A 22,016-nucleotide genomic window follows, 5' to 3' on the forward strand; every position below is an offset into this window, starting at 1 on the left:
AGGGCTAGCGCGAGACGCCGTGGCGGGCGTATTGCGGCGCGGCGCTGGTCTCGGCGAAGCTGGGGCCGGTGTCGGCGGTGACGTCGACCTGGACCTGGACCGACAGGCCCGGCCGCAGGGCGCCGCCCAGGGGCGACTTGGGATCGACCACGATCTTCACCGGCAGGCGCTGGGCGATCTTGGTGAAGTTGCCGACGGCGTTCTCCACCGGGATCATGGCGAACTCCGAGCCCGTGGCCGGGGCGAAGCTGTCGATGCGACCGGTTATGGCCTGCTTGCCGAAGGCGTCGGCGCGGATGGTGACCGGCTGGCCGATGCGCAGGCGCGAGACCTGGGTCTCCTTGAAATTGGCCACCACATAGGCCTTGCCCAAAGGCACCACGCTCATCAGGGCCGAGCCCGGGCGCACATACTGGCCGGCGCGGACGGCGCGGGCGCCGATCACGCCCGCCACCGGCGCGCGGATCTCGGTGCGGTCGAGGTCGATGCGGGCCTGATCGACGGCGGCGTGCGCCGCCTGGGCCTGGGCCAGGGTCTGGGCGCGAGCCGAGCCCAGGGAGGCGGCGGAGCGGCGCTCGGCCTCCAGGGTGGCGCGGGCCTCGGCGACGCCGGCCGTGGCCTGGCTGGCGGCGGCGCGGGCGGACTGGGCGCGCTGGGGCGAGACCCAGCCCTGGTTGGCCAGCGTCCCGTAGCGGGCCAGTTCCGCCTGGGCCATCAGGGCCTGGGCGTCGGCGCTCTGCACGCCGGCGGCTTTCTGGGCGATCATGGCCTGTTCCAGTTGGGCCTTGTCGTCCACCCCGCGGACGGCGGCGTCCAGGGCCGCGGCGTTGGCCTCCGCCTGGGCCAGGCGCGCCTTCAGCGGCGCGGCGTCCAGCCGGACCAGGACCTGGCCCGCGGCGACCTGGGCGTTGTCGCCCACCAGCACCTCGGCGACATAGCCGTCGATCTGGGGCGCCACCGTGACCTTGTCGGCCTCGACGAAGGCGTTGTCGGTGTTCTCGTGCTTCTGCTTGTCGACCCACCACAGGCCGCCGCCGCCGATGATGACGACCGCCACCAGGGACGCCGCGGCGATGGGGACGAGGTTCTTCGGAAGGGCCATCGGGTGAGCTCAAAAAGGGGCAAACAGACGAAGGTCAAAAAAGGTCGCGGGCCTCAAGCCCGGGCGCGGTAATGCGCCACATTTAAAGTGGACGCATTGGTCCAAAAATCAACCCGCTTGGCGCCGGCCTCTGAACATCGGCATATCCGCCCCATGGCTGAGACGTACGACGCAGACGTGATTATCGCCGGCGCGGGCATGGCGGGGGCGACCCTGGCCCTGGCGCTGAAGAGCGGCGGCCTGACCCCGATCCTGATCGATCCCATCGTCTTCGACGCCCAGCTGGCGCCCACCTTCGATGGACGCGCCTCGGCCATCGCCTTCGCCGCCTTCCGCCAATGGCGGACGCTCGGCCTGGCCGCCGACATCGAACCCCACGCCCAGCGGATCGAGCAGATCCTTGTCACCGACGGGACCTCGCCGGGCGCCGCGGCCGGCGGGCCCAGCCCCTTCTACCTGCGCTTCGATTCCGGCGAGATCGCCGAGCGTTCCGAGGGCGAGCCCCTGGGCTACATGCTGGAGAACCGCCGCACCCGCGCCGCCCTGGCCGCCGCCGTCGGCAGGGCCGGGATCGAGGTCCTGGCCCCGGCCAAGGTCGCCTCCGTGGTTTTCGAACCGCGCGCCGCGCGGGTTACGCTCGATGACGGCCGGGCGCTGACCGCGCCGTTGGTGGTGGGCGCTGAAGGCCGCAGCTCGGTGGTGCGTCGCGCGGCCGGGATCGGCGTGGTCGGCTGGGACTATTCCCAGACCGGGGTGGTGGCCACGGTGCGCCTAGCCAGGCCGCACCAGGGCGTGGCCCACGAATATTTCCTGCCGGGCGGTCCCTTCGCCATCCTGCCGTTGACCGACGACCGGGCGAGCCTGGTCTGGACCGAGCCCACGGCCCGTGGGGCGGCGCTGAAAACCGCGCGCACCGAGGTGTTCCACGCCCACCTGCAGCGGCGGTTCGGCGACTATCTGGGCGAGGCGACCCTGGACGGGCCGGTGTTCAGCTATCCGCTGTCACTGCAGCTGGCCGAGCGTCTGACGGGCCCCAGGGCGGCCCTGCTGGGCGACGCGGCCCACGGGATCCACCCCATCGCCGGCCAGGGGCTGAACCTGGGCCTGAAAGGCGCTGCGGCCCTGGCGGAGGTGCTGGTGGAGGCCTCCCGCCTCGGCGAGGACCTCGGCTCGGAGCTGGTGCTGGAGCGCTACGCCCGCTGGCGAAGTTTCGACACCGTGATGCTGGCCGCCGCCACCGACGTCTTCACTCGGCTGTTCTCCAACGACCATCCGCTGCTGCGGCTGGCGCGTGGCGCGGGCATGGCGGCGGTCAACCGCATCGCCCCCGCCCGCCGGTTCTTCATGCACGACGCCGGCGGCGCGCTGGGGGATTTGCCGCGGCTGCTGCGCGGCGAGGCGCTGTAGGGCCCCAAGCTCGTCGCGGCCTCAGCCGATCTCGCGCGCCTCTTCCGGCAGCATGATCGGCACGCCGTCGCGGATCGGATAGGCGAGCTTGGCGCCCTTGGAGATCAGTTCGCCGGCCTTGCGATCATAGGTCAGCGGGCCGTGGGTCACCGGGCAGACCAGCACCTCCAGCAGGCGCGGGTCGACCTCGGCGGTCAGGGAGAGGGGCACGGAGGAGGTCATGGCCGACCTCTACTGCATCGAGTGCGGCTCGTCATCGTCGCCCTCCAGGGAATCGATCTCCAGCAGGGCCGTCAGCGCGTCGCAGCGCTCCAGCATGCCGGGCGCCTCCAGCAGGGCCTGCTTCTCGGCCGGCTCGAAGGGCAGGCCCATGGCCAGGCTGGTGACCAGGGCCTCCAGCGGCGCGGTCTCGGCGGTCTCCCAGTCGATGTCCAGCTCGCGGCGGTTCAGGTAGCGCTTCAGCGCCGCGGCGAACCGGCGGCGGTCGAAGGCCGGGATGTCGGCCTCCTCGTCCACCATGTCCTCGGCGAAGAGCTCGAAGGCGGCGCGGACCTGGCGATAGGGGGTGCGGACCGGCACCTCGGCGCCCACGGCGAAGCGGCAGACCCCGGTGAGGGTGATCAGGTAGCGGCCGTCGGAGGTCTCCGAGAAGCTGGTGATCCGCCCGGCGCAGCCGACATTGGCCAGGTTCGGCCGCACCCGCTCGCCGCCCGCCCGGGTCTGGACCATGCCGATCATCCGGTCGCCGGCCATGACATCGTCGATCATGTTGAGGTAGCGCGGCTCGAAGATCTGCAGCGGCAGGTCGCCGCCGGGCAGCAGCAGGGCGCCGTCCAGCGGGAAGACCGGGATGACCTGGGGCAGGTCTGAGGCTCGGCGATAGGGCGCGGCCGGCATCTTCAGCCTCACGAGAACAGGATCGAGGACAGCCGCCGCCGCCCCGTCCGGGTGATGTCGGAGCCGGCCCCGGCGGCCTCGAAGATGGTGATCAGCTGTTTGCGGGCCGCCTCCTCGTTCCAGGTGCGGTCGGCGGCGATGATGTGCAGCAGGTGGTCGCTGGCCTGGGCCCAGGCCCCGCGGCCGGCCAGGGCCTTGGCGATCTCGTAGCGGGCCTCGTGGTCGGCGGCGTCCTTGGCCAGGCGCTGCTCGAACTCGGTGGTCTCCTCCGGCGCCTCTTCGGCGAGCGCGAGGGCGGCGCGGACACTGTCGAGGTCGGGATCCTTGGCCTCGGGCGGCGCCATGGCGGCGATCTCCTTGGCGCGTTCCGGATCGCCGCCGGTGAGGTAGCAACGGGCGAGGCCGCCCAGGGCCTTCACATTGGCCGGGTCGGCCTGCAGCACCTGGGCGTAGGCCTGGGCCGCGCCGCCCACGTCGCCGACCTCCATCGACTCCTTGGCCATGGCCAGCAGTTCGTCGGTCTCGTTGGCCGGGGCCTGGCCGGCGATACGGTCGACGAACTGCTTCACCTGGCTATCGGGCAGGGCGCCCATGAAGCCGTCCACCGGCTTGCCGCCGACGAAGGCGAACACCGCCGGGATCGACTGCACCCTGAGCTGGCCGGCGAACTGCGGGTTCTTGTCGATGTCGACCTTGACCAGCTTGACCTTGCCCTTGGCGGCGAGGACGGCCTTCTCGATCGCGGGCCCGAGCTGGCGGCAGGGGCCGCACCAGGTCGCCCAGAAGTCGACGATGACCGGGGTGTCCTTGGAGGCCTCGATGACGTCGGCCATGAAGCTGGCGTCGGTTCCGTCCTTGATCAGGTCGGCGGCGGCATGGGGCGCGGTTTCGCCGATCAGGCTCATGGCGGTGTTTCCCGTCTTGTCTCTACCCAGGCCCACAACGCGCCTGGCGGCTAAAATGGTCCCTTCCGGCGCGCTCTTCAACGGCGCTCAGGGCCGCTCAGGACCGTTCAGGCATCCTCGACCACGGCCATGGCCGCGAAGTCCACCACCAGAGGGATGATTTCCAGCGCCGCCAGGAACCGGCGGAAGCCCGCCTTGGACACCCCGGTGGTGGCGGTGTTCTCCAGCGGATGGAAGTTCACCCGTTCGGCCGTGGCCAGGGTCTTGTCGAGGACGAAGGTCACGGCGCGGGCCGTATCGTTGATCAGAGCGAAAGCGGTGACCGATCCCGGCGTCACGCCCAGGGTCGTTTCCATCAGCTCCGCATTGCCGAACGACAGCCGCGCCGAGCCGATCACCGTGTGCAGGCGCTTGAGGTCGATCCGGGCGTGCTCATGGGCCGAGATCAGCCACAGCCGGCCCTTGGCGTCCTTCAGGAACAGGTTCTTGGTGTGGGCGCCCTCGATGTCGTCCTTCAGGCCCGGCGCCTCGCCCACCCGGAACACCGCCTGGTGCTCGACGGTGGCGTGGTCGATCCCCTGGGCGTCGAAGAAGGCGAGAAGGTCGGCGCGGGTTTTCATGATCTCCTGATTAGCGAACTGGACGCGGGCGCGACAGCCGCTCTAGACCTGATCTTCAGTCTGCTGGAGGAGCCCATGGAGCTCGAGTGCTACCCCACCGCCGAGCGCCCGCCGGAAATCGTGCCGGGCCGCCCGCAGCGCGCCTGGATGGACCGGTTCTCCGACCGCCATCCCTATCGCTGCCTGCCGCTCAGCATGGCCAACACCACCGGGTGGGAGATCCTCTGCCCCATGGCCTTCACCGCCGAATGGAACGGCGGCCTGATGCAGAGCGACATCACGCTGACCTCCGACCGGCCCAATCCGGACTTCCACAACTTCGTGAAGACCCATTTCAGCCATGGGGTTCTCACCTTTCACCCTGGCTACCTGTTCCGCACCCCGCCGGGCTGGTCGATGATCGCCCAGGGGCCGCCCAATCACATCAAGGACGGCATCCAGCCCCTGGCCGGCCTGGTGGAGACCGACTGGCTGCCCTTCCCCTTCACCATGAACTGGATCTTCACCCGGCCGGGCAAGGTGCGCTTCGAGAAGGGCGAGCCGTTCTGCTTCATCACCCTCACCCAGGACCGCCAGCTCGCCGAGTTCCAGCCGGTGATCAAGCCGATGGCGCGCAACCCGGAACTGCGCGAGCAGTACGACACCTGGGAGAAGCACCGCAGCGAGTTCAACAAGCGCATCTTCCGCGCCGATCCGGACGCCACCAAGGAGGCCTGGCAGCGGTTCTACTTCAAGGGCGAGTTCCCCGAAGAGGTCGCCGAAGCCCCCAAGGACCACGTGAACAAGCGCCGCCTGAAGGCCCCCAGATTCACCTAGGCGGATTTGACCCCATGAGGGGTGTTGCAATGGGTCGGACCCTCTGCCATAAGCCCGCTCTCGATTTTCGGGCGGCCGGTCTTCCGGCCTCTCGCGGATTGCGGGCGTAGCTCAGTGGTAGAGCACAACCTTGCCAAGGTTGGGGTCGAGAGTTCGAATCTCTTCGCCCGCTCCAATTTCCTCCAGGAAGTTGCAGCGATCAAAGCGGCCCCTCGGGGCCGCTTTTTGCGTTCCGGCTCAGCGGGCCTTGAAGTCGGGCGGGCGCTTCTCGAGGAACGAGGTCATGCCCTCGCGGAAGTCCTGGGTGCGGATCAGCTGCAGGAATTGCAGATAGACGTGGTGGACATGGTCGTTGAACGTCTCGTTCATGCCCATCCGCATCAGCCGCTTGGCCGACTGCACCGCCAGCGGCGCGTTGGCGGCGATCTCGGCGGCCAGTTCGCGGGCCCGGGTCATCAACTCGGCGTCGGGGACCACGTGGGTCGCCAGGCCCATGTCCAGGCTCTGCTGGGCCGAGAGGGTGCGGCCGGTGAAGATCAGCTCGGCGGCTTTCGACCAGCCGATCAGCCGCGGCAGGATCCAGGTGCCGCCCGACTCCGGCACCACCCCGCGCTTGACGAAGGCGGCGGCCAGCTTGGCGCTCTCGCCCATCATGCGGATGTCGCAGCCCATGGCGGTGTCCATGCCGTAGCCCGCCGCCGCGCCGTTCAGCGCGCAGATGGTCGGCTTGTCCATGGCGAACAGCACGGTGGGCGGGGTGTTGCGCAGGTCGAGATTGACCGAGACGTTCGCCGCCTGGCTCTCCGAGCCGATGCCCGTGCCCTGGGTGGCGCCCACCAGGTCCAGGCCCGCGCAGAAGGCCCGGCCGGTTCCGGTCAGGATCACCACCCGCACCGCCGGGTCCTCGTTGGCCCGGATCAGCAGCTCGGTGAGCAGGGTCAGCATCGGGCCGGAGATGGTGTTCAGGCGCTCGGGGCGGTTGAGGGTGATGACGGCGACACCGTCGGCCGCCTCGTAGATCACTTCGGGCGCTTCGCGGACCAGTTCGGCCGTCGTGCTCGAGGTCTCGCTCATCGCCTTCTCCTTACATTGTAAGCGCTCAGCCTAGGCCTCGGGCGGCGCGGGTCAAGCGCCGCGTATTGCCCGCCGCCCGCAATCTCGGCTATAGGTCGGCCGCGATCTTCATCAGCATGGCGGCCATGAGCGCTTCCCTCGACCCACGCCTGACGACCTCGACGCGCCCCGCGGCGCGCGCGGCCGGCTGCGTCTCGAAAACCATGATGATGATTATTACCCCCATCACAGGAACGGGGCGAACGCGCGCGACCTAAAAACCGCCGACGGATCGCAAGATCAGGAACCCCGCTCCCTTCTCAGGCAGCGGGGTTTTTTATTGCGCGCCGTCGGTCCCGACACCCTCACGACAAGGACCCACGACCATGCCGCCCCAAGACCCATCCCAATCCCCATCGGAGGATCCCGACGCCGGGAGCGCGGTGCGCGGTTTCGTGCGCTCCCTGGTCTCCCAGGCCCTGTTCGAACACACTGCCCGCCTGGAGGTGACGCTCGGCGGCGGCGGGGCGCTGGAGACCCTGCTGGCCGTGGAACGCGCCCTGACCTGGCCGCCCGAAGGGCCCAGCCGCGAGCTGATCTGGGCCACCGAGGCCGGAGCCCTGCGGCTCAGCGCCTACGATGAGGCCGGCCGGCTGCTGCTCAAACGCGACTATGGGGGCCGACGTGGCTGACGGGAGCGCCGTCAGATGGACGGAGGGTCAGACGGGACGCCGGACCTTCTTCGTCGAGGCCGCGCGGGGCGGCGACGTGCTGCTGCGGGTGCTGGGACCGTTCGCGGTGCAGGGGGCGGAGATCGCCGAGATGACCGCCACACAGGGCGGCGGCGGGGTCTCCATCCGCCTGGAGGTGGCGGGCCTCAGCCAGGCCCGCGCCGAGCACCTGGCCGAGCGATTGCGCGCCCTGGCGGCGGTCACCGGCGTCGCCCTGGGCTGGCGGGCGACGGCCTAGGTTTTCGAAGCCGTCGTATGCGTGCAGTCTTTTTTTACGGATTTTACGGCAAATAGCCCCGACTGCGCCGTCGAGGACTTCATTTCCCGTGCTCAAGACCCTCACCTGTCTGGCGACAGAACATGACCTCAGGCTGGTTCTCGTCGCGGGCCTGGTTTGCTTCGGCGGTTGCTTCACGACCTTTCGACTCTACTCCCGGATGCGCAACACATCTACGCATGGTGTGCGGGCGGCCTGGATCCTGCTGACCGGTCTAGTCGCCGGCTGTTCGGTCTGGGCGACCCATTTCATCGCCATGCTCGCCTATTCGACGGGGCTGAAGGCCGGCTTCATGCCGATCGGCACCCTGGCCTCCTTGCTCATCGCCGGGGTCTTCATGGCCTGCGCCTTCGGTGCGGCGGCCTTGGCCCGCGGCGTCGCGGGCAAGGTGGCCGGCGGTGTGCTGGCGGCCCAGGGCGTCGGCGCCATGCACTACACCGGCATGTCGGCCTATGTGACCCAGGGGACCTTGACCTGGGACCTGCCGACCGTGGCGGCCTCCCTGGCGCTGGGCACGATCGGCGGTGTCGGGGCGATGTTCGCCGCCGACCAGGCCAGGACCCTGCCTCGCCAGCTGCTGGGCGGTCTGGTCCTGACGCTCGGCATCTGCAGCCTGCATTTCACGGGCATGGGCGCGATCACGGTGATCCCCGACGCTCTGATCGAGGTCCCGCCTCAGCTGCTGTCGTCGGTGATGATGACCCTGGCCGTCGCCCTGATCGTCAGCCTGATCATCCTGGGCGGCCTGGGGGCCGTGCTCATCGAAGGCGGCGCCAACGACCAGGCCCTGGTGCGCACGCGCCGGCTGGCGGACGCGGCCTACGAGGGAATCGTGGTCATCCGCGCCGGTCGCATCCAGGACGCCAACGCCGCCTTCTGCGCCTTGGCCGCCGCCGATGTCGCCGACCTGGTCGGCCTCGACTTGACCTCCGAACTGCTGACCTTCGACGATGCCGGCGGCAGCACCCTCGACACCCGCCGCGAAGGGCGGCTGCGCCCCCGCGACGGCGGCGTCACCATCCCGATCGAGGCCTTCGGCCGGGTGCTGGAGACCGGCGGCGACCAGGGCGACCTGATGGTGCTGGCGGTCCGCGACCTGCGCGAGCGGCGTTCGGCCGAGGAGAAGATCCGCTATCTCGCCGAGCATGACGGCCTCACGGGGCTCGCCAACCGCACGGTCATGCAGGCCCGGCTGAGCCAGGCCCTGGACCAGGCCGCCGCCGCCGCCGAGCGTCTGGCGGTGATCTGCGTCGACCTGGATCACTTCAAGGAAGCCAACGACCTGCACGGCCACCTGGCCGGCGACGCCATCCTGCGCGAGACCGCCAGGCGCCTGCTGGGCGCCGTGGAGGCGCCATCCTTCGCCGCGCGCCTGGGCGGCGACGAATTCGTGATCGTACAGATCGGCGGCGGGGAGCAGCCGGCCGCGGCGGCCGAACTGGCGGCCAACCTGCTGGAGGTCCTGAGCGCGCCGGTGAGCTACGAGGGCCACGATCTGCCGGTGGGCGCCAGCCTGGGGGTCAGCCTCTATCCTGACGACGGGGAGGCGGGGGAGACCCTGCTGGCCAACGCCGACATGGCCCTCTACCGGGCCAAGGACGGCGGTCGCGGCCGCTACCGGTTCTTCAAGCGCGAGATGGACGAGACCATTCGCGAGCGCCGCGCCCTGGCGCGCGAGTTGCGCACCGCCGTGGCCAGCGAGGAGCTCATCCTCCACTACCAGCCGCTGGCCCGGGCCGAGGACGGCGAGATCTGCGGGTTCGAGGCCCTGGTCCGCTGGGCTCACCCCATGCGTGGGGTGATCGCGCCGCTCGACTTCATCCCCATCGCCGAGGAGAGCGGGCTGATCCTGCCGGTCGGCGAATGGGTGCTGCGCCGCGCCTGCGCCGACGCGGCTAGGTGGGACAAGCCTTTGCGGATCGCGGTCAACCTCTCGCCGGTGCAGCTGCACCAGGCGAACCTGCCCAGCCTGGTGCACGAGATCCTGCTGGAGACGGGCCTGTCGCCAAGCCGGCTTGAGCTGGAGATCACCGAGAGCGCGTTGTTCAAGGACTACCAGCGGGCGCTGGACAATCTGCGCCGGCTAAAAGCGCTCGGCGTGCGGATCGCCATGGACGACTTCGGCACCGGCTTCTCTTCGCTCTCGACCCTGCAGTCGTTCCCGTTCGACAAGATCAAGATCGACAAGAGTTTCGTGGAGAACATCCACCGCGACGACCGCGCCACCGCCATCGTTCGCGCGGTGCTCGGCCTGGGCCGTAGCCTGGACATTCCGGTGACCGCCGAAGGCGTCGAGACCTCCGAGCAGTTGGCCTTCCTGCGCGAGGAGGCCTGCGCCGAGGTGCAGGGCTACCACATCGGCCGGCCGGCCCTGCTCGACACCCTGGGCGGCTGGACCGACGTCAAAGACGCCGGCGGCGAACGCCGCAAGACGAACGCCGCCTAGCGCCTCGGCTAGGGTTTGGGAACCGGCCGCATCACGCGCGGTCCGATATTCTCCATCACGCCGCGGGCGTCGAAGGCGCGGGCGTCGTCGGCGGGCTTGGGCCCCTTGCGCATGACGATCTCGGCGGTGGCCTCGAACTTCTCGACCGTGCGCACGTCCATGCGGTCGGCCCAGAACGGGTCGCCCCAATAGGGGTCCCAGGTGCGCCAGCCGAAGCCGCCGCCATAATAGCGCCAGTAGGGCCGCCAATAGCCGTAGCTCGGGCCGTACCAGGGACGATAGAACGGGTCGCGCTCCACATAGGTCCGGCGGTCACGCTCGACGTCGCGCTCGACGATGGTGAACCAGTCATAGCCCTGCTGCACGGTCAGCTCGGCGGCGCGGTACAGCAGATAGGCCTCGACCGTGTCGCGGGAGGTCAGGCTATTGCCCGCGAAGGTGACCTTGAAACGGTCGCTCTCCAGCCGCTGTTCGGAGAAGCCGCCGGAGACGGCCTGTCCCGGAATGTTGGGTTGGTAGGGGGTGGCGGTGGCGCAAGCGCTGACCAGGCCAGCCAAGGCCAGGCTTGCGGCGATAGCGGCGGCTCTGCGTGTCATGGCTGTCGCACCTGAAAGACGTCCCTCAGTAGGATTTTTACGAAAACACATCGGCTTAATTGTGGTCGCGCTTGTCAGGAGCTCGACTATCTCGCCTTGCCCGCCATCAGGACGGCGGCGGTCAGAAGAAGCAAGCCCACCACCATCGAAAACCCTCGGCGGAATCGCGGCTCACTCATCCGCGTCGCCAGGGCCGCCCCGCCCAGGCCGTAGGCGCTCATGGCCAGCACGTCCATGCCGATGGTCGCCGCGGCGAAGGCGGCGAGCTGGGCCGCCAGGGGCCGCTGCGGATCGAGGAACGGCGGCAGGACCGCCGTGAAGAACAGGATGGCCTTGGGATTGGCGATCTGCACGGTGAAGCCGTCCAGATAGGCCGACTTGCCTTGTTTGAACGCGCCGTGTCCCGGCTCGGCGTCTTTGCTGAAGGCCCCGAGCAGGGCCTTGATCCCCAGCCAGGCGATATAGGCCGCCCCCGCATAGGCCAGCAGGTGGAACACCTGGGGGAAGGCAAGGATCAGGGCGCCCAGCCCGAGGGCCGCGGCGGCGAACCACACCAGGGTGGCGCTGTTCATCCCAAGCACCCCGGTCAGGGCGGCGGCCTTGCCCTTCTGGGCGCCGGTGGCGATGGCGAAGAGGTTGGCGGGCCCCGGCGTGATCGCCATCACCATCATCACGCCCAGGAAGGTGACATAGCGCGCGGGGTCGACGGGCAGATCCATGCGTGAGGCCGGGCTTGAGGGGAGGGGCTCAGAGATGCTGGCGCCGTTCCCAGGTAATCCCCATTGCCCCGGTTCGGAAGACCTGCGACCTCCGAATTCGAACGGAGGAGCGATGGGTCCGGAATTTTGGTTGTTCGCCGCTGTAGGCTTCGCCGCCCAGCTCGTCGATGGCGCGCTGGGCATGGCCTATGGCGTGGTCTCCACCACGGTCCTGTTGGCCAATGGGGTGCCCCCCGCCGCCGCCTCGGCCAGCGTGCACGCGGCCAAGGTCTTCACCGGCGCGGCCTCGGCCGTCTCCCACATCGCCCACCGCAACGTGGACTGGCGGCTCCTGCTTCTGTTGTCCCTGGGCGGGGTGCTGGGCGGCGTCGTCGGCACCTTCGTGCTCACCTCCATCGACGGCGACCTGATCAAGCCCTACGTGGTCGGCTGGCTGGGCCTGATGGGGGTGGTGATCCTCTATCGCGCCTGGAAGGGCGCCCGGCCCAAGCCGTTCTCCTGGAGGTCGCCCTTCCCCTTGGGTCTGGTTGGCGGCTTCTTCGACGCGGTCGGCGGCGGCGGCTGGGGGCCGGTGGTCACCTCGACCCTGCTCGGGACCGGCGCGGATCCGCGCAAGGCCATCGGCACCACCAATTCCGCGGAGGCCTTCGTGGCCGCCGCCATCTCGGCGACCTTCCTGGCGGCGCTGCTCAGCGGCCATTGGGAGTCGGGCGGCATGAAGCAGTATCTGTGGTCGGTCCTGGGCCTGATCGGCGGCGGGATTGTCGCGGCGCCCATCGCCGGCTGGATGGTGAAGATCCTGCCGTTGCGGGCGCTCACCTGGATCGTCGGACTGCTGGTGACCAGCCTGGCGATCTGGCAGGGCGTGGCGCTGCTGCTCTAACCCTCGCCGGCCAGCAGGCGGTCGTTCTCAGCGGCGGCCGGCGCCAGGGCCGGATCGGCGGCCAGGGCGTTCTCCAGGGCCTCGAACAGGCGGCCGATCTCGATGGGCTTGGCCACCAGGCCGTTCATGCCGGCGGCGTCGTACTCGGCCCGCTGGTGGGTCATGGTGTTGGCGGTGAGGGCGATGATCGGCGTCCAGCGCCGCCCGGTCTCGCCTTCACGGGCGCGGATCGCCCGGGCCGCGGCGGGGCCGTCCATTTCCGGCATCTGGACGTCCATCAGGATGATGTCCCACTCCTCACGCTCCCAGGCCTCCACGGCCTCACGGCCGTTGGCGACGATGACCGGCTCGATGCCGGCCTGCATCAGCAGGGTCTTGAGCACCAGCTGGTTGACGTCGTTGTCCTCGGCGGCCAGCACTCGGATGTCGGGGGACTGCGGCTCGTTGTCCGGGAACGGGGCGGGTGCGGGCTTGACCAGGGCGTCGCCGATCCGCGGCAGCGGCAGGATGACCCGGAATGTCGAACCCTGCCCCAGGACGCTCTCGGCGTCGATGCCGCCGCCCATCAGGCCGGCCAGTTCGCGGCAGATGGCCAGGCCCAGGCCCGAGCCGCCGAACCGGCGCGTGGTGGAGGCGTCGGCCTGGAAGAAGTTATCGAACAGCCGCGACAGGCTTTCCGGCGCCATGCCGATTCCGCTGTCGACAACGGTGATCTCGACGATCTCGTCGCGACGCACGATGGACAGGTTGACCCCGCCGGACTCGGTGAATTTCACCGCGTTGGAGATCAGGTTGTAGAGGATCTGCCGCAGACGGGTGGAGTCGCCGCGATAGGCGCCCAAGGCCCCATCCTCGATCTCGAAGCCGAACGAGACGCCCTTGCGGTTGGCCAGCGGCGTGAAGGCCGCCACGACCCCGCGCGCCAGATGGGCCATGTCGAAGTCGACGAGCTCCAGTTCCAGCTTGCTGGCCTCGATCTTGGACAGGTCCAGCACGTCGTTGAGCACGGCCAGCAGGGTCTCGCCCGAGCGGCGGATGACCCTCAGGCGCTCACGCTGCACGTCGGACAGGTCATCCCCGCCCATGGCCTGGGCCATGCCCAGCACCCCGTTCAACGGCGTGCGGATCTCGTGGCTCATGGTGGCCAGGAAGTGCGACTTGGCGCGGTTGGCGGCCTCGGCGGCGCGCTCGCGCTCCTGGGCCTCCTGCTTGGCGGAGGAAAGCTCGGCCCAGGACTGGGCCAGTTGCGCGCGGGCGGTCCAGAACAGGGCGGCGAACAGGCCCAACACGGCGGCTGGGGTCAAGGCGGCCAACAGGTCGCCACGCGCCAGGGCGGTCTTGGTCAGGCCGAAGCCCACCAGTCCGAGCACCGCGATATGCGGGCTCACGCCGGCCAGGAAGGCGGCCGCCGCAAGGTGGTGGCGCATCAGGACGTGGACCATGCAGACGGCCATCAGGGCGAAGCTGAACAGCCGCGCGGCCGGGTCCCCCCAGATGATCAGCCCCAACGCCGCCCCGGCGTAGAGGGTGTTGGTGACCGCGACGAGCGCCGCGCCCAGCCCGCCGCGCGGGGTGTGGCGCGCCTCGGCCCAGACGGCGCCGAGCACGACGGCCGCCCAGGCGGCGACCGCCACCCAAGGGACCAGGGGCAGGGCGGCCACGGCGGCCAGGGCGGTGATGATCAGGCCGCCGGCTAGGTCGCCGCGCCGCCTGACGGGCGTTGCGTCCGGACTTGTTGTTGCGGGTTGCCGGCTTCCGACCATGAGACACACCTCCGCGTCCCAGTGACGGTCAAAAACCCTGAAATTGCGTTACCCGTCATAGTAGCGCTTCGACACCGCCGCCGTCTCAAATTGAAATGCCTAGGCGCCGACCACGGCCAGCGACCAGACGATCCGTCCCAGGGCCCCGAACAACAGAACGGCGGTGGCGGCGAACTGGATCATGAAGCCAGCCTCGCGCTTGCCGGGGTCGGCGAAATAGCCGAGCGCATAGACGATGCGGCCCGCGATCCACACGACGCCCAGGCCGGCGGCGACCAGGTCGTTCCAGTAGATGGCGAACAGCCAAAGGCTCGCCAGGAACACCGGCAGGGCCTCCAGGGTGTTGTAGTGGACCCGGATGGTCCGCTCGAGCAGCGGGTCGCCGACCATGGCCGGGGCGGAGATGCCACACTTGGCGCGGGCCTGGCCGACGCGGACCATCATCCAGAGATAGGTGAGAAGCGCCGCGATGGTGACGAGCGCGACATAGCCGTGTGGTTGCATGGATTTTCCCCCGAAACATTGTCGGCGGTAGCTCCGCCGTTGCCGGCAGACTGCCACGGCGCGGAGGCTGAAGGGAACTAATCCGCCAAGTCGACGCGTTCTTAAGGTCGGTCCACGGAACGTTGGGAGACCCACCATGCAGGTCGAGTCCGAAGCTATCCGCGACATCCGCTATGACGAAGCGCGGGCGAAGCTCTTCGTCACCTTCCACGACGGCGATGCGTACGTCTATGTGGGCGTGCCGGGCGAAGTGCACCGCAGCTTCGTCGACGCGGATTCGAAGGGCCGGTTCTTCGCCTTCGAGATCCGCGACCAGTATCCCTACAACAAGCTGGGAGCCTAACCCTTGATGCGCCGGTCGCGCTTGGCGGCCACGCGCAGACGAAGCGCGTTGAGCTTGATGAAACCCGCCGCGTCGCGGTGGTCGTAGGCGACCTTGCCTTCCTCGAAGGTGACCAGATCCTGGTCATACAGCGAGTAGGGGCTGGTGCGGCCGATGATCGAGACATTGCCCTTGTAGAGCTTGACCCGCACCTGCCCCGTGACCATCGCCTGGCTATGGTCGATGGCCGCCTGCAGCATCTCGCGCTCCGGGGCGAACCAGAAGCCGTTATAGACCAGCGACGCGTACTTCGGCATCAGCTCGTCCTTCAGGTGCATGGATCCGCGGTCCAGGGTGATGGACTCGATGCCCCGGTGCGCGGCCAGCAGGATCGTCCCGCCGGGGGTCTCATAGACGCCCCGCGACTTCATGCCGACGAAGCGGTTCTCCACCAGGTCCAGGCGGCCGACGCCGTTGTCGTGACCGAGTTCGTTGAGCCTGGTGAGCAGGGTGGCGGGGCTCATCTTCACGCCGTCGATGGCGACGGGGTCGCCCTTCTCGAAGTCCATGGTGAAGACGGTCGCCTTGTCCGGCGCATCCTCGGGCGCGATCGTGCGCATGTGCACGAACTCGGGGGCCTCGACCGCCGGGTCCTCCAGCACCTTCCCCTCGGAGGAGGAGTGCAGCAGGTTGGCGTCGACGCTGAAGGGCGCCTCGCCGCGCTTGTCCTTGGTGATCTGGATCTGGTGCTTCTCGGCGAAGTCCAGCAGGGCCTCACGGCTCTTGAAGTCCCATTCACGCCAGGGGGCGATCACGTGGATGTCCGGCTCCAGCGCATAGTAGCCGAGCTCGAAGCGGACCTGGTCGTTGCCCTTGCCGGTGGCGCCATGGCTGACCGCGTCGGCGCCGGTCTGCCGGGCGATCTCGATCTGCCGCTTGGCGATCAGCGGCCGGGCGATGGAGGTGCCCAGCAGGTACTGGCCCTCATAGACCGTGTTGGCGCGGAACATCGGGAAGACGAAGTCGCGGACGAACTCCTCGCGCACGTCCTCGATAAAGATGTTCTCCGGCTTCACGCCGGCGGCCAGGGCCTTGGCGCGAGCGGGTTCGATCTCCTCGCCCTGGCCCAGGTCGGCGGTGAAGGTGACCACCTCCGCCCCGTATTCGGTCTGCAGCCACTTCAGGATGATCGAGGTGTCGAGACCGCCGGAATAGGCGAGGACGACTTTCTTGACGGGGGGCGTGGTCGTTTTCATGGCGGCACCTTAGGCCAAGATCAAAACAATTGGATTGCAAAGACACCAAGAATAAGCCCGATATCGGCATAGGATGCCAATATGGCGTAGAAACGAGGCGCGTGGCGCCAATGAAACTCGACGCGATCGACCGGCGCATTCTGCGCGCGCTGCAGCGGGACGGCCGCATGCAGAATATCGAACTCGCCCGGGAGGTGGGCTTGTCGCCTTCGCCTTGCCTGCGCCGGGTGCGGCTGTTGGAAGAGGCCGGCGTGATCGAGCGCTATGTGGCGGTCCTGGATGGCTCGAAGGTCGGCGTCGGCCTGACCGTGTTCGCGCGCGTCTGGTTCAAGACCCAGGACGCCGATGTGACCAACCAGTTCGCCGAGGCCGTCCGCAGGATGCCGGAGGTCATGGAGTGCTATCTGACCACCGGCGAATGCGACGCGCTGCTGCGCATCGTCACCGCCGACCTGAACAGCTACTGGCGCTTCCAGGCCGACCACCTGACCCGTATCCCCAGCGTCCAGAGCGTCAAGACCGACGTGCCGATGGAGACGGTCAAGCGGAGCTTCGAGATTCCGCTGGCCTGAGCGCGGGTCTCAGGGCTTGAGCGCGCCTTCGGCCTCGAGGGCCGTCAGGGCGCCCCTAAGCCACTGCAGGTGCATGAGGGCGATGACCGCCGCCAGGGTGGCCCTCAGGCCGAAGAAGATCACGTCGTAGCTGATGCTGGTGACGCTGCGATGGCCCCAGAGCAGGGCCGCCCCGAAGGCGAAGGCCAGAACCAGCGGCAGGCCCAGCGCCAGGTCGCGCTTCAGGCGCGGGGCCTTGCGCGGCTCGCCCTGCATCGGGACCTTGGTGTCGGCGTCCATGCGCCGCCAGGCCGTCAGGCTGGCCGAGGCCATGATCGAGAGCGCGACGATCCAGAGGATGTCGGCGGCGATGGAGAGCAGCGTCATCTAGACCGTCACCTGGGTTCCGAGCTCCACCACCCGCCCCGGAGGGATCTTGTAGAAGTCGGTGGGATTGGCCGCGTTCTTCATCAGGAAGATGAACACCTTGTCCTGCCAGAGCGGCATGCCCGACTGGGCCGAGGGTACGATGGAGCGGCGGCCGAGGAAGAAGCTGGTGGCCATGATGTCGAACTTCAGGCCCAGCTTGCGGCACAGGCCCAGCGCCTTGGGCAGGTTGGGGCTCTCCATGAAGCCGTAGGTGATGAACACCCGCTTGAAGTCGTCATTGACCGGCTCGATGCGGATGCGGTCGTCGTCCTTCACCCGCGGGGTCTCGGCGGTGAGCACGGTGAGCACGATGTTCTTCTCGTGCAGCACCTTGTTGTGCTTGAGATTGTGCATCAGGGCGACGGGCGCCATGTCCGGGTCCGAGGTCAGGAAGATCGCGGTCCCCGGCGCGCGGTGCGGGGCCCGGGCCTTGAGGATTTCCGACAGTTCGATCAGCGGCACGGAATCGCGGCGCGTCTTCTCGCTGAGGATCTCGGCGCCGCGGGTCCAGGTCCACATGATCACCACCAGGACGCTGCCCAGGACCAGAGGCAGCCAGGCCCCGTCGGGAATCTTCAGCAGGTTCGAGCCGATGAACACCAGGTCCAGGAATCCGAAGGCCCCGGCGGCCAGGGCCGCCTGCCAGACCGGTCGCTTCCACATGTGGCGGATGATCACGAAGAACAGCAGGGTGTCGACGAACATGGCCCCGGTCACCGCGATGCCGTAGGCGGCCGCCAGCGCCGAGGAATTGCGGAAGGTGAACAGCAGGATCAGCACGCCGATCATCAGGAAGGTGTTCACCTGCGGCACGAAGATCTGGCCGGACTGGGTCTCGGAGGTCCGGCGGATGTCGATGCGCGGCAGGAGGCCGAGCTGCACCGCCTGCTGGGTCATGGAGAAGGCGCCGGTGATCACCGCCTGGCTGGCGATGACGGTGGCGATGGTGGCCAGCACCAGGACCGGCCAGTAGGCGATCTCTGGCACCATCTCCCAGAACGGATTGTGCCGCGCCAGCGGATGGGCCAGCACATTGGCGCCCTGGCCCAGATAGTTGAGGAACAGGCAGGGCACCACGAACCACAGCCAGGCGGCGCGGATCGGGCCTTTGCCGAAGTGGCCCATGTCGGCGTAGAGCGCCTCGGCCCCGGTCACCGCCAGGAAGACCGAGCCCAGGATGACGAAGCCCACCATGCCGTCGCTCAGCAGGAAGCGGACGCCGTAGTAGGGGTTGAAGGCCCGCAGGATCGAGAGGTCGTCGGCGATGTGGTAGACGCCCAGCGCCCCCAGCACCAGGAACCAGATGGCGGTGATCGGGCCGAACAGGGCGGCCATGCGATGGGTGCCGCGCGCCTGGACCATGAACAGGCCCACCAGCACCGTGGCCGAGATCGGCACCAGATAGGGCTCGATGCCGTGGCCGATGCCCGGCGCGTCCTTCAGGCCCTCGACCGCCGAGAGCACGGAGATGGCCGGGGTGATCACCCCGTCGCCGTAGAACAGGGCCGCGCCGATCACGCCCAGGAGGAACACCGCCGTCGAGCGCTGGGGCAGATGGCGCTGGGCCAGCGCCATCAGGGCGAGCGTCCCACCCTCGCCCTTGTTGTCGGCCCGCATCAGGAAGACGACGTATTTCAGGGTGACGATCAGCAGCAGGGCCCAGATCACCAGGGAGACCACGCCTAGGACCGCAAGCTCGGTCGCCCCGCCGGAGCGCGAGTGGTGCAGGGCTTCCTTCATGGCGTAGAGCGGACTGGTGCCGATGTCGCCGAACACGACGCCGATGGCCCCCAGCGCCAGCGCGTAGAAGTTATCCTTCTTGTGGGGGGAGTGAGACTCCTCCGCCGCCTCCTGGGCGGCGCCGGCTGTGTCAGCCATGAAAAGTCTCCGGGAACAGGGGTTCCCTTGGGGCGGCCCGATGCCGTCGCGGCGGGCGCGATACACCCGATTGGACCGCCATACAACGTCGGCGTGGCCGCGTCATGCTGACGCTCAGGGACTCGGAGCGCGCGCGGCTTGACCTTCCGGGCGCTTTGGCCACCTTCGGGGCTTGACCGCTACGAGAGGTTCGAGGGCCGACATGGATCGCAGACTGGCGCTGGTGACGGGGGCTTCGGCCGGCATCGGCGCGGCCTTCGCGCGGATCTTCGCCAGCCACGGCTACGACGTGGCGCTCACCGCCCGGCGCACCGACCGGCTGGACAAGCTGGCCGAGGAGATCCGCCTGCGCTACGGGGTGGAGACCCTGACCGCCACCGCCGACCTGGCCGAGCCCGGCGCGCCCACGGCGATCCTGGAGCACCTGACCGCCCACGGGCGGGTGGTGGACGCCCTGATCAACAACGCCGGCTACGGCATCCCCGGCGGCTTCCTGGAGACCTCGTGGGAGGCCCACGCGGCCTTCCTGCAGGTGATGCTGACCGCGCCCACGGAACTGGCCCATAGGGTGCTGCCGGGCATGGTCGAGCGCCGCTTCGGGCGGATCGTCAATGTGGCCTCCCTGGCCGGCCTGATCCCTGGCTCGGCGGGCGCGACGCTCTATGGGGCGACCAAGAGCTATCTGGTGAAGGCCTCCCAGAGCCTGCACCTGGAGAACCAGGCGACCGGAGTGCATGTGAGCGCGCTGTGCCCGGGCTTCACCTATTCGGAATTCCACGACGTCAACCACACCCGCGACCAGATCAGCCGCGGGGCGCCCGAATGGATGTGGCTGGGCGCCGACGAGGTGGCCGCCGCGGGCTACGAGGCCGTCGAGGCCAATCGCGCCATCTGCGTCCCCGGCGCGCCCAACAAGGCCATAGCCGCCTTCGCCAAGCTGGTCCCCGACGACTGGGCCCTGGCGCTCATGGCCAGCCAGGGGCCGCGGTTCCGGGGGAAGGTGTGAGTTTCTTTCCCTCCCCTTCATGGGTAGGGCTATCGCATATGGCTCGGAGGCTGCGGCGCTGGCCTCCTCTCCGCCGCCTTCGGGGGGAGAGGGTAGGGTGAGGGGGGCGTCTCCGCCGCACAGAGCTTGTTGAGAGACCGGATTGCGTCGCTTCGCGCCGCGTCCCCTCACCCTACCCTCTCCCCATGAATGGGGAGAGGAGGTGAACCGCCATATGCGATCGCCCTGCTTTTATGGGGAGGGCAGACCGCGTAGCGGTCGAGGGTGGGGCTTTCCGAAGCTTCGACGCAGATTGCCGGACTTCCCCACCCTGGCGGCTGCGCCGCCGTCCCTCCCCATAAAGGGGAGGGAAAAGATCACTTCGCGTAGGGCGCGGCGGCTTCGCGCAGGATGACGCCGGCCGTCGACTCCGCGATCCCTGCGAGTACGAACTGCACCGCGAGCGCGCAGAGGATCAGGCCCAGGACGCGAACCACGATGGTCAGGCCGATGCGGCCCAGCAGCCGGGTGATCACCGGGGTCGCCCAGAAGCTGAGCATGGTGGCCAGCGCCAGGGCGGCGATCACCGCCACGCCCACGGCGGCTCCGGCCAGGCCGAAGCGCTTGGCCTCGCTGGCGTAGATCACCACCGTCGAGATGGCGCCGGGTCCGATCAGCAGCGGCATGGCGAAGGGGACGATCATCCGTTCGAACCGGGCGCGGGCCTGGGCCTTGCCGCCGGCCAAGGTCCCATCGTCACCGTCCAGGGTCAGGCTGGCGGTGAAGTCGTTGCGCACCATGTCGAGGCCGAGGAGGAACAGGATCACCCCGCCGGCGATGCGGAAGGCCGCCAGCGAGATGCCGAAGAACTCCAGCAGGGCCAGGCCCGAGAAGTAGAAGAAGGTCAGGAAGACCAGCACGAACAGCGAGAGATAGACCGCGATCAGCCGGCTCTCGCGGCCCTTGACCCCATTGGTCGCCGCGGCGAACAGCGGGACGTTCCCGATCGGGTCGATCAGGGCGAAAAGGGCGACGAAGAAGTTGACCGCGAAGTCCCACTGGCTCATGCGTGGGTCTTAGCCCAATTCGACGCCGCGCCGAACTCCGCTTTGGGGGTCGCGCGCCCCTGCATGGAGCCCGCCATGAGCCTCGCCGCCGCCGTCCGCTGCGATCCGCGCCTGATCGTGCCGCTGGACCTACCCACGGTCGACGAGGCCCGCGCCCTGGTCGCGGCGCTGGGCGACGCGGTGAGTTTCTACAAGGTGGGGCTGGAGCTGTTCGCCACCGGCGGCGGCATGGGCCTGGCCCGCGAGCTGAAAGGCCAGGGCAAGCAGGTGTTCCTGGACTGGAAACTGCACGACATCGGCACCACCGTGCAGCGCGCCGCCAGCGTCCTGGCCGACACCGGCTGCGACTTCCTGACGGTCCACGCCGAGCCCCAGGTCATGGAGGCCGCCGTGCGCGGCAAGGGCCGCTCGTCCCTGAAGGTCCTGGGCGTCACCGTGCTGACCAGCCTGGGCGACGCCGACCTGGTCGAGATGGGCTTCACCGAGACCGCCCGGCAGCTGGTCGAGCGGCGCATCCACCACGCGGTCAAGGCCGGCTGCGACGGGGTGATCGCCAGCCCGCACGAGGCGGCCCTGGCGCGCGCCATCGGCGGCAAGGACTTCCTGGTGGTGACGCCGGGGGTTCGTCCCGACTGGTCGGCCAAGAACGACCAGGCCCGCGCCGCCACGCCGGCCGAGGCGCTGAAGGCCGGGGCGAGCCACATCGTCTGCGGTCGCCCGATCAGCGCCGCCAACGACCCGCGCGAGGCGGCGCTGCGGGTCGCCGCGGAGATGTTCGGGGTCTAAGGGGCGAAGTCTCGAGATGCTCT

24 protein-coding genes and 1 tRNA gene are annotated in these 22,016 nt (G+C 68.9%); 11 read left to right on the plus strand and 14 right to left on the minus strand.

Features of this window, described 5'->3' with window-relative positions; translation table 11 throughout:
* Nucleotides 1–4 precede the first annotated feature (4 nt).
* Nucleotides 5–1,102, minus strand: a complete 1,098-nt coding sequence (locus V6M51_RS19950) for an HlyD family secretion protein (protein ID WP_332769990.1) — start codon at nucleotides 1,100–1,102, stop codon at nucleotides 5–7.
* A gap of 153 nt (nucleotides 1,103–1,255) precedes the next feature.
* On the opposite strand from V6M51_RS19950, the gene V6M51_RS19955 reads away from it, so the two are divergent.
* A complete protein-coding gene (locus V6M51_RS19955) occupies nucleotides 1,256–2,509 on the plus strand; it encodes a UbiH/UbiF/VisC/COQ6 family ubiquinone biosynthesis hydroxylase (protein WP_332769991.1) in 1,254 nt (417 codons plus the stop codon).
* 21 nt (nucleotides 2,510–2,530) lie between these two features.
* On the opposite strand, the gene V6M51_RS19960 is transcribed toward V6M51_RS19955, so the two are convergent.
* The 4 genes from V6M51_RS19960 to V6M51_RS19975 form a co-directional block, all read right to left on the minus strand.
* On the minus strand, nucleotides 2,531–2,731 hold the full coding sequence (locus V6M51_RS19960) for a Trm112 family protein (RefSeq protein WP_332769992.1): 201 nt from the start codon (nucleotides 2,729–2,731) through the stop codon (nucleotides 2,531–2,533).
* 9 nt (nucleotides 2,732–2,740) lie between these two features.
* Nucleotides 2,741–3,406 carry an LON peptidase substrate-binding domain-containing protein gene (locus tag V6M51_RS19965; protein WP_332769993.1) on the minus strand — a complete coding sequence of 222 codons (666 nt, stop codon included), beginning with the start codon at nucleotides 3,404–3,406 and terminating at the stop codon, nucleotides 2,741–2,743.
* Between the two features lie 8 nt (nucleotides 3,407–3,414).
* Nucleotides 3,415–4,311 carry a co-chaperone YbbN gene (locus tag V6M51_RS19970; protein WP_332769994.1) on the minus strand — a complete coding sequence of 299 codons (897 nt, stop codon included), beginning with the start codon at nucleotides 4,309–4,311 and terminating at the stop codon, nucleotides 3,415–3,417.
* Between the two features lie 107 nt (nucleotides 4,312–4,418).
* The gene (locus tag V6M51_RS19975) at nucleotides 4,419–4,931 is read right to left on the minus strand and encodes a prolyl-tRNA synthetase associated domain-containing protein (RefSeq protein WP_332769995.1); all 513 of its coding nucleotides are present in this window, start codon (nucleotides 4,929–4,931) and stop codon (nucleotides 4,419–4,421) included.
* A 75-nt stretch (nucleotides 4,932–5,006) separates the two neighbouring features.
* Here V6M51_RS19975 and V6M51_RS19980 point away from each other — a divergent pair, with 75 nt between their 5' ends.
* Nucleotides 5,007–5,747: a DUF6065 family protein gene (locus tag V6M51_RS19980; protein WP_305673905.1), complete on the plus strand. Its 741-nt coding sequence runs from the start codon at nucleotides 5,007–5,009 to the stop codon at nucleotides 5,745–5,747.
* Between the two features lie 100 nt (nucleotides 5,748–5,847).
* Nucleotides 5,848–5,922, plus strand: a tRNA-Gly gene (locus tag V6M51_RS19985).
* Nucleotides 5,923–5,984: 62 nt separating this feature from the next.
* Here the strand turns inward: V6M51_RS19985 and V6M51_RS19990 are convergent.
* A complete protein-coding gene (locus V6M51_RS19990; protein WP_332769996.1) occupies nucleotides 5,985–6,821 on the minus strand; it encodes an enoyl-CoA hydratase/isomerase family protein in 837 nt (278 codons plus the stop codon).
* A 365-nt stretch (nucleotides 6,822–7,186) separates the two neighbouring features.
* On the opposite strand from V6M51_RS19990, the gene V6M51_RS19995 reads away from it, so the two are divergent.
* The 3 genes from V6M51_RS19995 to V6M51_RS20005 all read left to right on the plus strand — a co-directional run bounded on the left by V6M51_RS19995 (nucleotide 7,187) and on the right by V6M51_RS20005 (nucleotide 10,254).
* The gene (locus tag V6M51_RS19995) at nucleotides 7,187–7,492 is read left to right on the plus strand and encodes a hypothetical protein (protein ID WP_332769997.1); all 306 of its coding nucleotides are present in this window, start codon (nucleotides 7,187–7,189) and stop codon (nucleotides 7,490–7,492) included.
* Complete coding sequence (locus V6M51_RS20000; RefSeq protein WP_332769998.1) at nucleotides 7,485–7,769, plus strand: hypothetical protein; 285 nt, start codon at nucleotides 7,485–7,487, stop codon at nucleotides 7,767–7,769. The genes V6M51_RS19995 and V6M51_RS20000 overlap by 8 nt, the downstream gene beginning before the upstream one ends.
* Before the next feature lie 88 nt (nucleotides 7,770–7,857).
* Nucleotides 7,858–10,254, plus strand: coding sequence for a bifunctional diguanylate cyclase/phosphodiesterase (locus V6M51_RS20005; RefSeq protein WP_332769999.1), 2,397 nt, complete (start codon nucleotides 7,858–7,860; stop codon nucleotides 10,252–10,254).
* Nucleotides 10,255–10,262: 8 nt separating this feature from the next.
* On the opposite strand, the gene V6M51_RS20010 is transcribed toward V6M51_RS20005, so the two are convergent.
* Both V6M51_RS20010 and V6M51_RS20015 read right to left on the minus strand, forming a co-directional pair.
* Nucleotides 10,263–10,850 carry a CC0125/CC1285 family lipoprotein gene (locus tag V6M51_RS20010; protein WP_332770000.1) on the minus strand — a complete coding sequence of 196 codons (588 nt, stop codon included), beginning with the start codon at nucleotides 10,848–10,850 and terminating at the stop codon, nucleotides 10,263–10,265.
* 86 nt (nucleotides 10,851–10,936) lie between these two features.
* Nucleotides 10,937–11,569, minus strand: a complete 633-nt coding sequence (locus V6M51_RS20015) for a LysE family translocator (protein ID WP_332770001.1) — start codon at nucleotides 11,567–11,569, stop codon at nucleotides 10,937–10,939.
* Between the two features lie 130 nt (nucleotides 11,570–11,699).
* On the opposite strand from V6M51_RS20015, the gene V6M51_RS20020 reads away from it, so the two are divergent.
* Entirely contained in the window at nucleotides 11,700–12,452 is a 753-nt protein-coding gene (locus V6M51_RS20020; protein ID WP_332770002.1) for a sulfite exporter TauE/SafE family protein, read from the plus strand.
* On the opposite strand, the gene V6M51_RS20025 is transcribed toward V6M51_RS20020, so the two are convergent.
* Together V6M51_RS20025 and V6M51_RS20030 are read right to left on the minus strand one after the other, a co-directional pair.
* Nucleotides 12,449–14,215, minus strand: a complete 1,767-nt coding sequence (locus V6M51_RS20025) for an ATP-binding protein (protein ID WP_332770003.1) — start codon at nucleotides 14,213–14,215, stop codon at nucleotides 12,449–12,451. The genes V6M51_RS20020 and V6M51_RS20025 overlap by 4 nt on opposite strands.
* A 99-nt stretch (nucleotides 14,216–14,314) precedes the next feature.
* A complete protein-coding gene (locus tag V6M51_RS20030; RefSeq protein ID WP_332770004.1) occupies nucleotides 14,315–14,719 on the minus strand; it encodes an MAPEG family protein in 405 nt (134 codons plus the stop codon).
* A gap of 136 nt (nucleotides 14,720–14,855) precedes the next feature.
* Here V6M51_RS20030 and V6M51_RS20035 point away from each other — a divergent pair, with 136 nt between their 5' ends.
* Entirely contained in the window at nucleotides 14,856–15,062 is a 207-nt protein-coding gene (locus tag V6M51_RS20035) for a KTSC domain-containing protein (protein ID WP_332770005.1), read from the plus strand.
* Here V6M51_RS20035 and V6M51_RS20040 read toward each other — a convergent pair.
* Nucleotides 15,059–16,297, minus strand: coding sequence for an argininosuccinate synthase (locus V6M51_RS20040; protein ID WP_332770006.1), 1,239 nt, complete (start codon nucleotides 16,295–16,297; stop codon nucleotides 15,059–15,061). The two genes, V6M51_RS20035 and V6M51_RS20040, sit on opposite strands and share 4 nt — an antisense overlap.
* A 110-nt stretch (nucleotides 16,298–16,407) precedes the next feature.
* Between V6M51_RS20040 and V6M51_RS20045 the strand changes: the two genes are divergently transcribed.
* Complete coding sequence (locus V6M51_RS20045) at nucleotides 16,408–16,869, plus strand: Lrp/AsnC family transcriptional regulator (RefSeq protein WP_332770007.1); 462 nt, start codon at nucleotides 16,408–16,410, stop codon at nucleotides 16,867–16,869.
* Between the two features lie 9 nt (nucleotides 16,870–16,878).
* Here V6M51_RS20045 and V6M51_RS20050 read toward each other — a convergent pair whose 3' ends face one another.
* Nucleotides 16,879–17,235: a hypothetical protein gene (locus V6M51_RS20050; protein ID WP_332770008.1), complete on the minus strand. Its 357-nt coding sequence runs from the start codon at nucleotides 17,233–17,235 to the stop codon at nucleotides 16,879–16,881.
* A complete protein-coding gene (locus V6M51_RS20055; RefSeq protein WP_332770009.1) occupies nucleotides 17,236–19,155 on the minus strand; it encodes a potassium transporter Kup in 1,920 nt (639 codons plus the stop codon). It lies immediately after the preceding gene.
* 202 nt (nucleotides 19,156–19,357) lie between these two features.
* Here V6M51_RS20055 and V6M51_RS20060 point away from each other — a divergent pair, with 202 nt between their 5' ends.
* The gene (locus V6M51_RS20060) at nucleotides 19,358–20,161 is read left to right on the plus strand and encodes an SDR family NAD(P)-dependent oxidoreductase (RefSeq protein ID WP_332770010.1); all 804 of its coding nucleotides are present in this window, start codon (nucleotides 19,358–19,360) and stop codon (nucleotides 20,159–20,161) included.
* A 356-nt stretch (nucleotides 20,162–20,517) separates the two neighbouring features.
* Here V6M51_RS20060 and V6M51_RS20065 read toward each other — a convergent pair whose 3' ends face one another.
* The gene (locus V6M51_RS20065; protein WP_332770011.1) at nucleotides 20,518–21,207 is read right to left on the minus strand and encodes a MarC family protein; all 690 of its coding nucleotides are present in this window, start codon (nucleotides 21,205–21,207) and stop codon (nucleotides 20,518–20,520) included.
* A 75-nt stretch (nucleotides 21,208–21,282) separates the two neighbouring features.
* On the opposite strand from V6M51_RS20065, the gene pyrF reads away from it, so the two are divergent.
* On the plus strand, nucleotides 21,283–21,993 hold the full coding sequence (pyrF, locus tag V6M51_RS20070; protein ID WP_332770012.1) for an orotidine-5'-phosphate decarboxylase: 711 nt from the start codon (nucleotides 21,283–21,285) through the stop codon (nucleotides 21,991–21,993).
* Nucleotides 21,994–22,016: the final 23 nt, after the last annotated feature.

The sequence above is a fragment of the Phenylobacterium sp. genome, from assembly GCF_036677185.1.
In the GTDB taxonomy this organism is placed as follows: Bacteria; Pseudomonadota; Alphaproteobacteria; order Caulobacterales; family Caulobacteraceae; genus Phenylobacterium.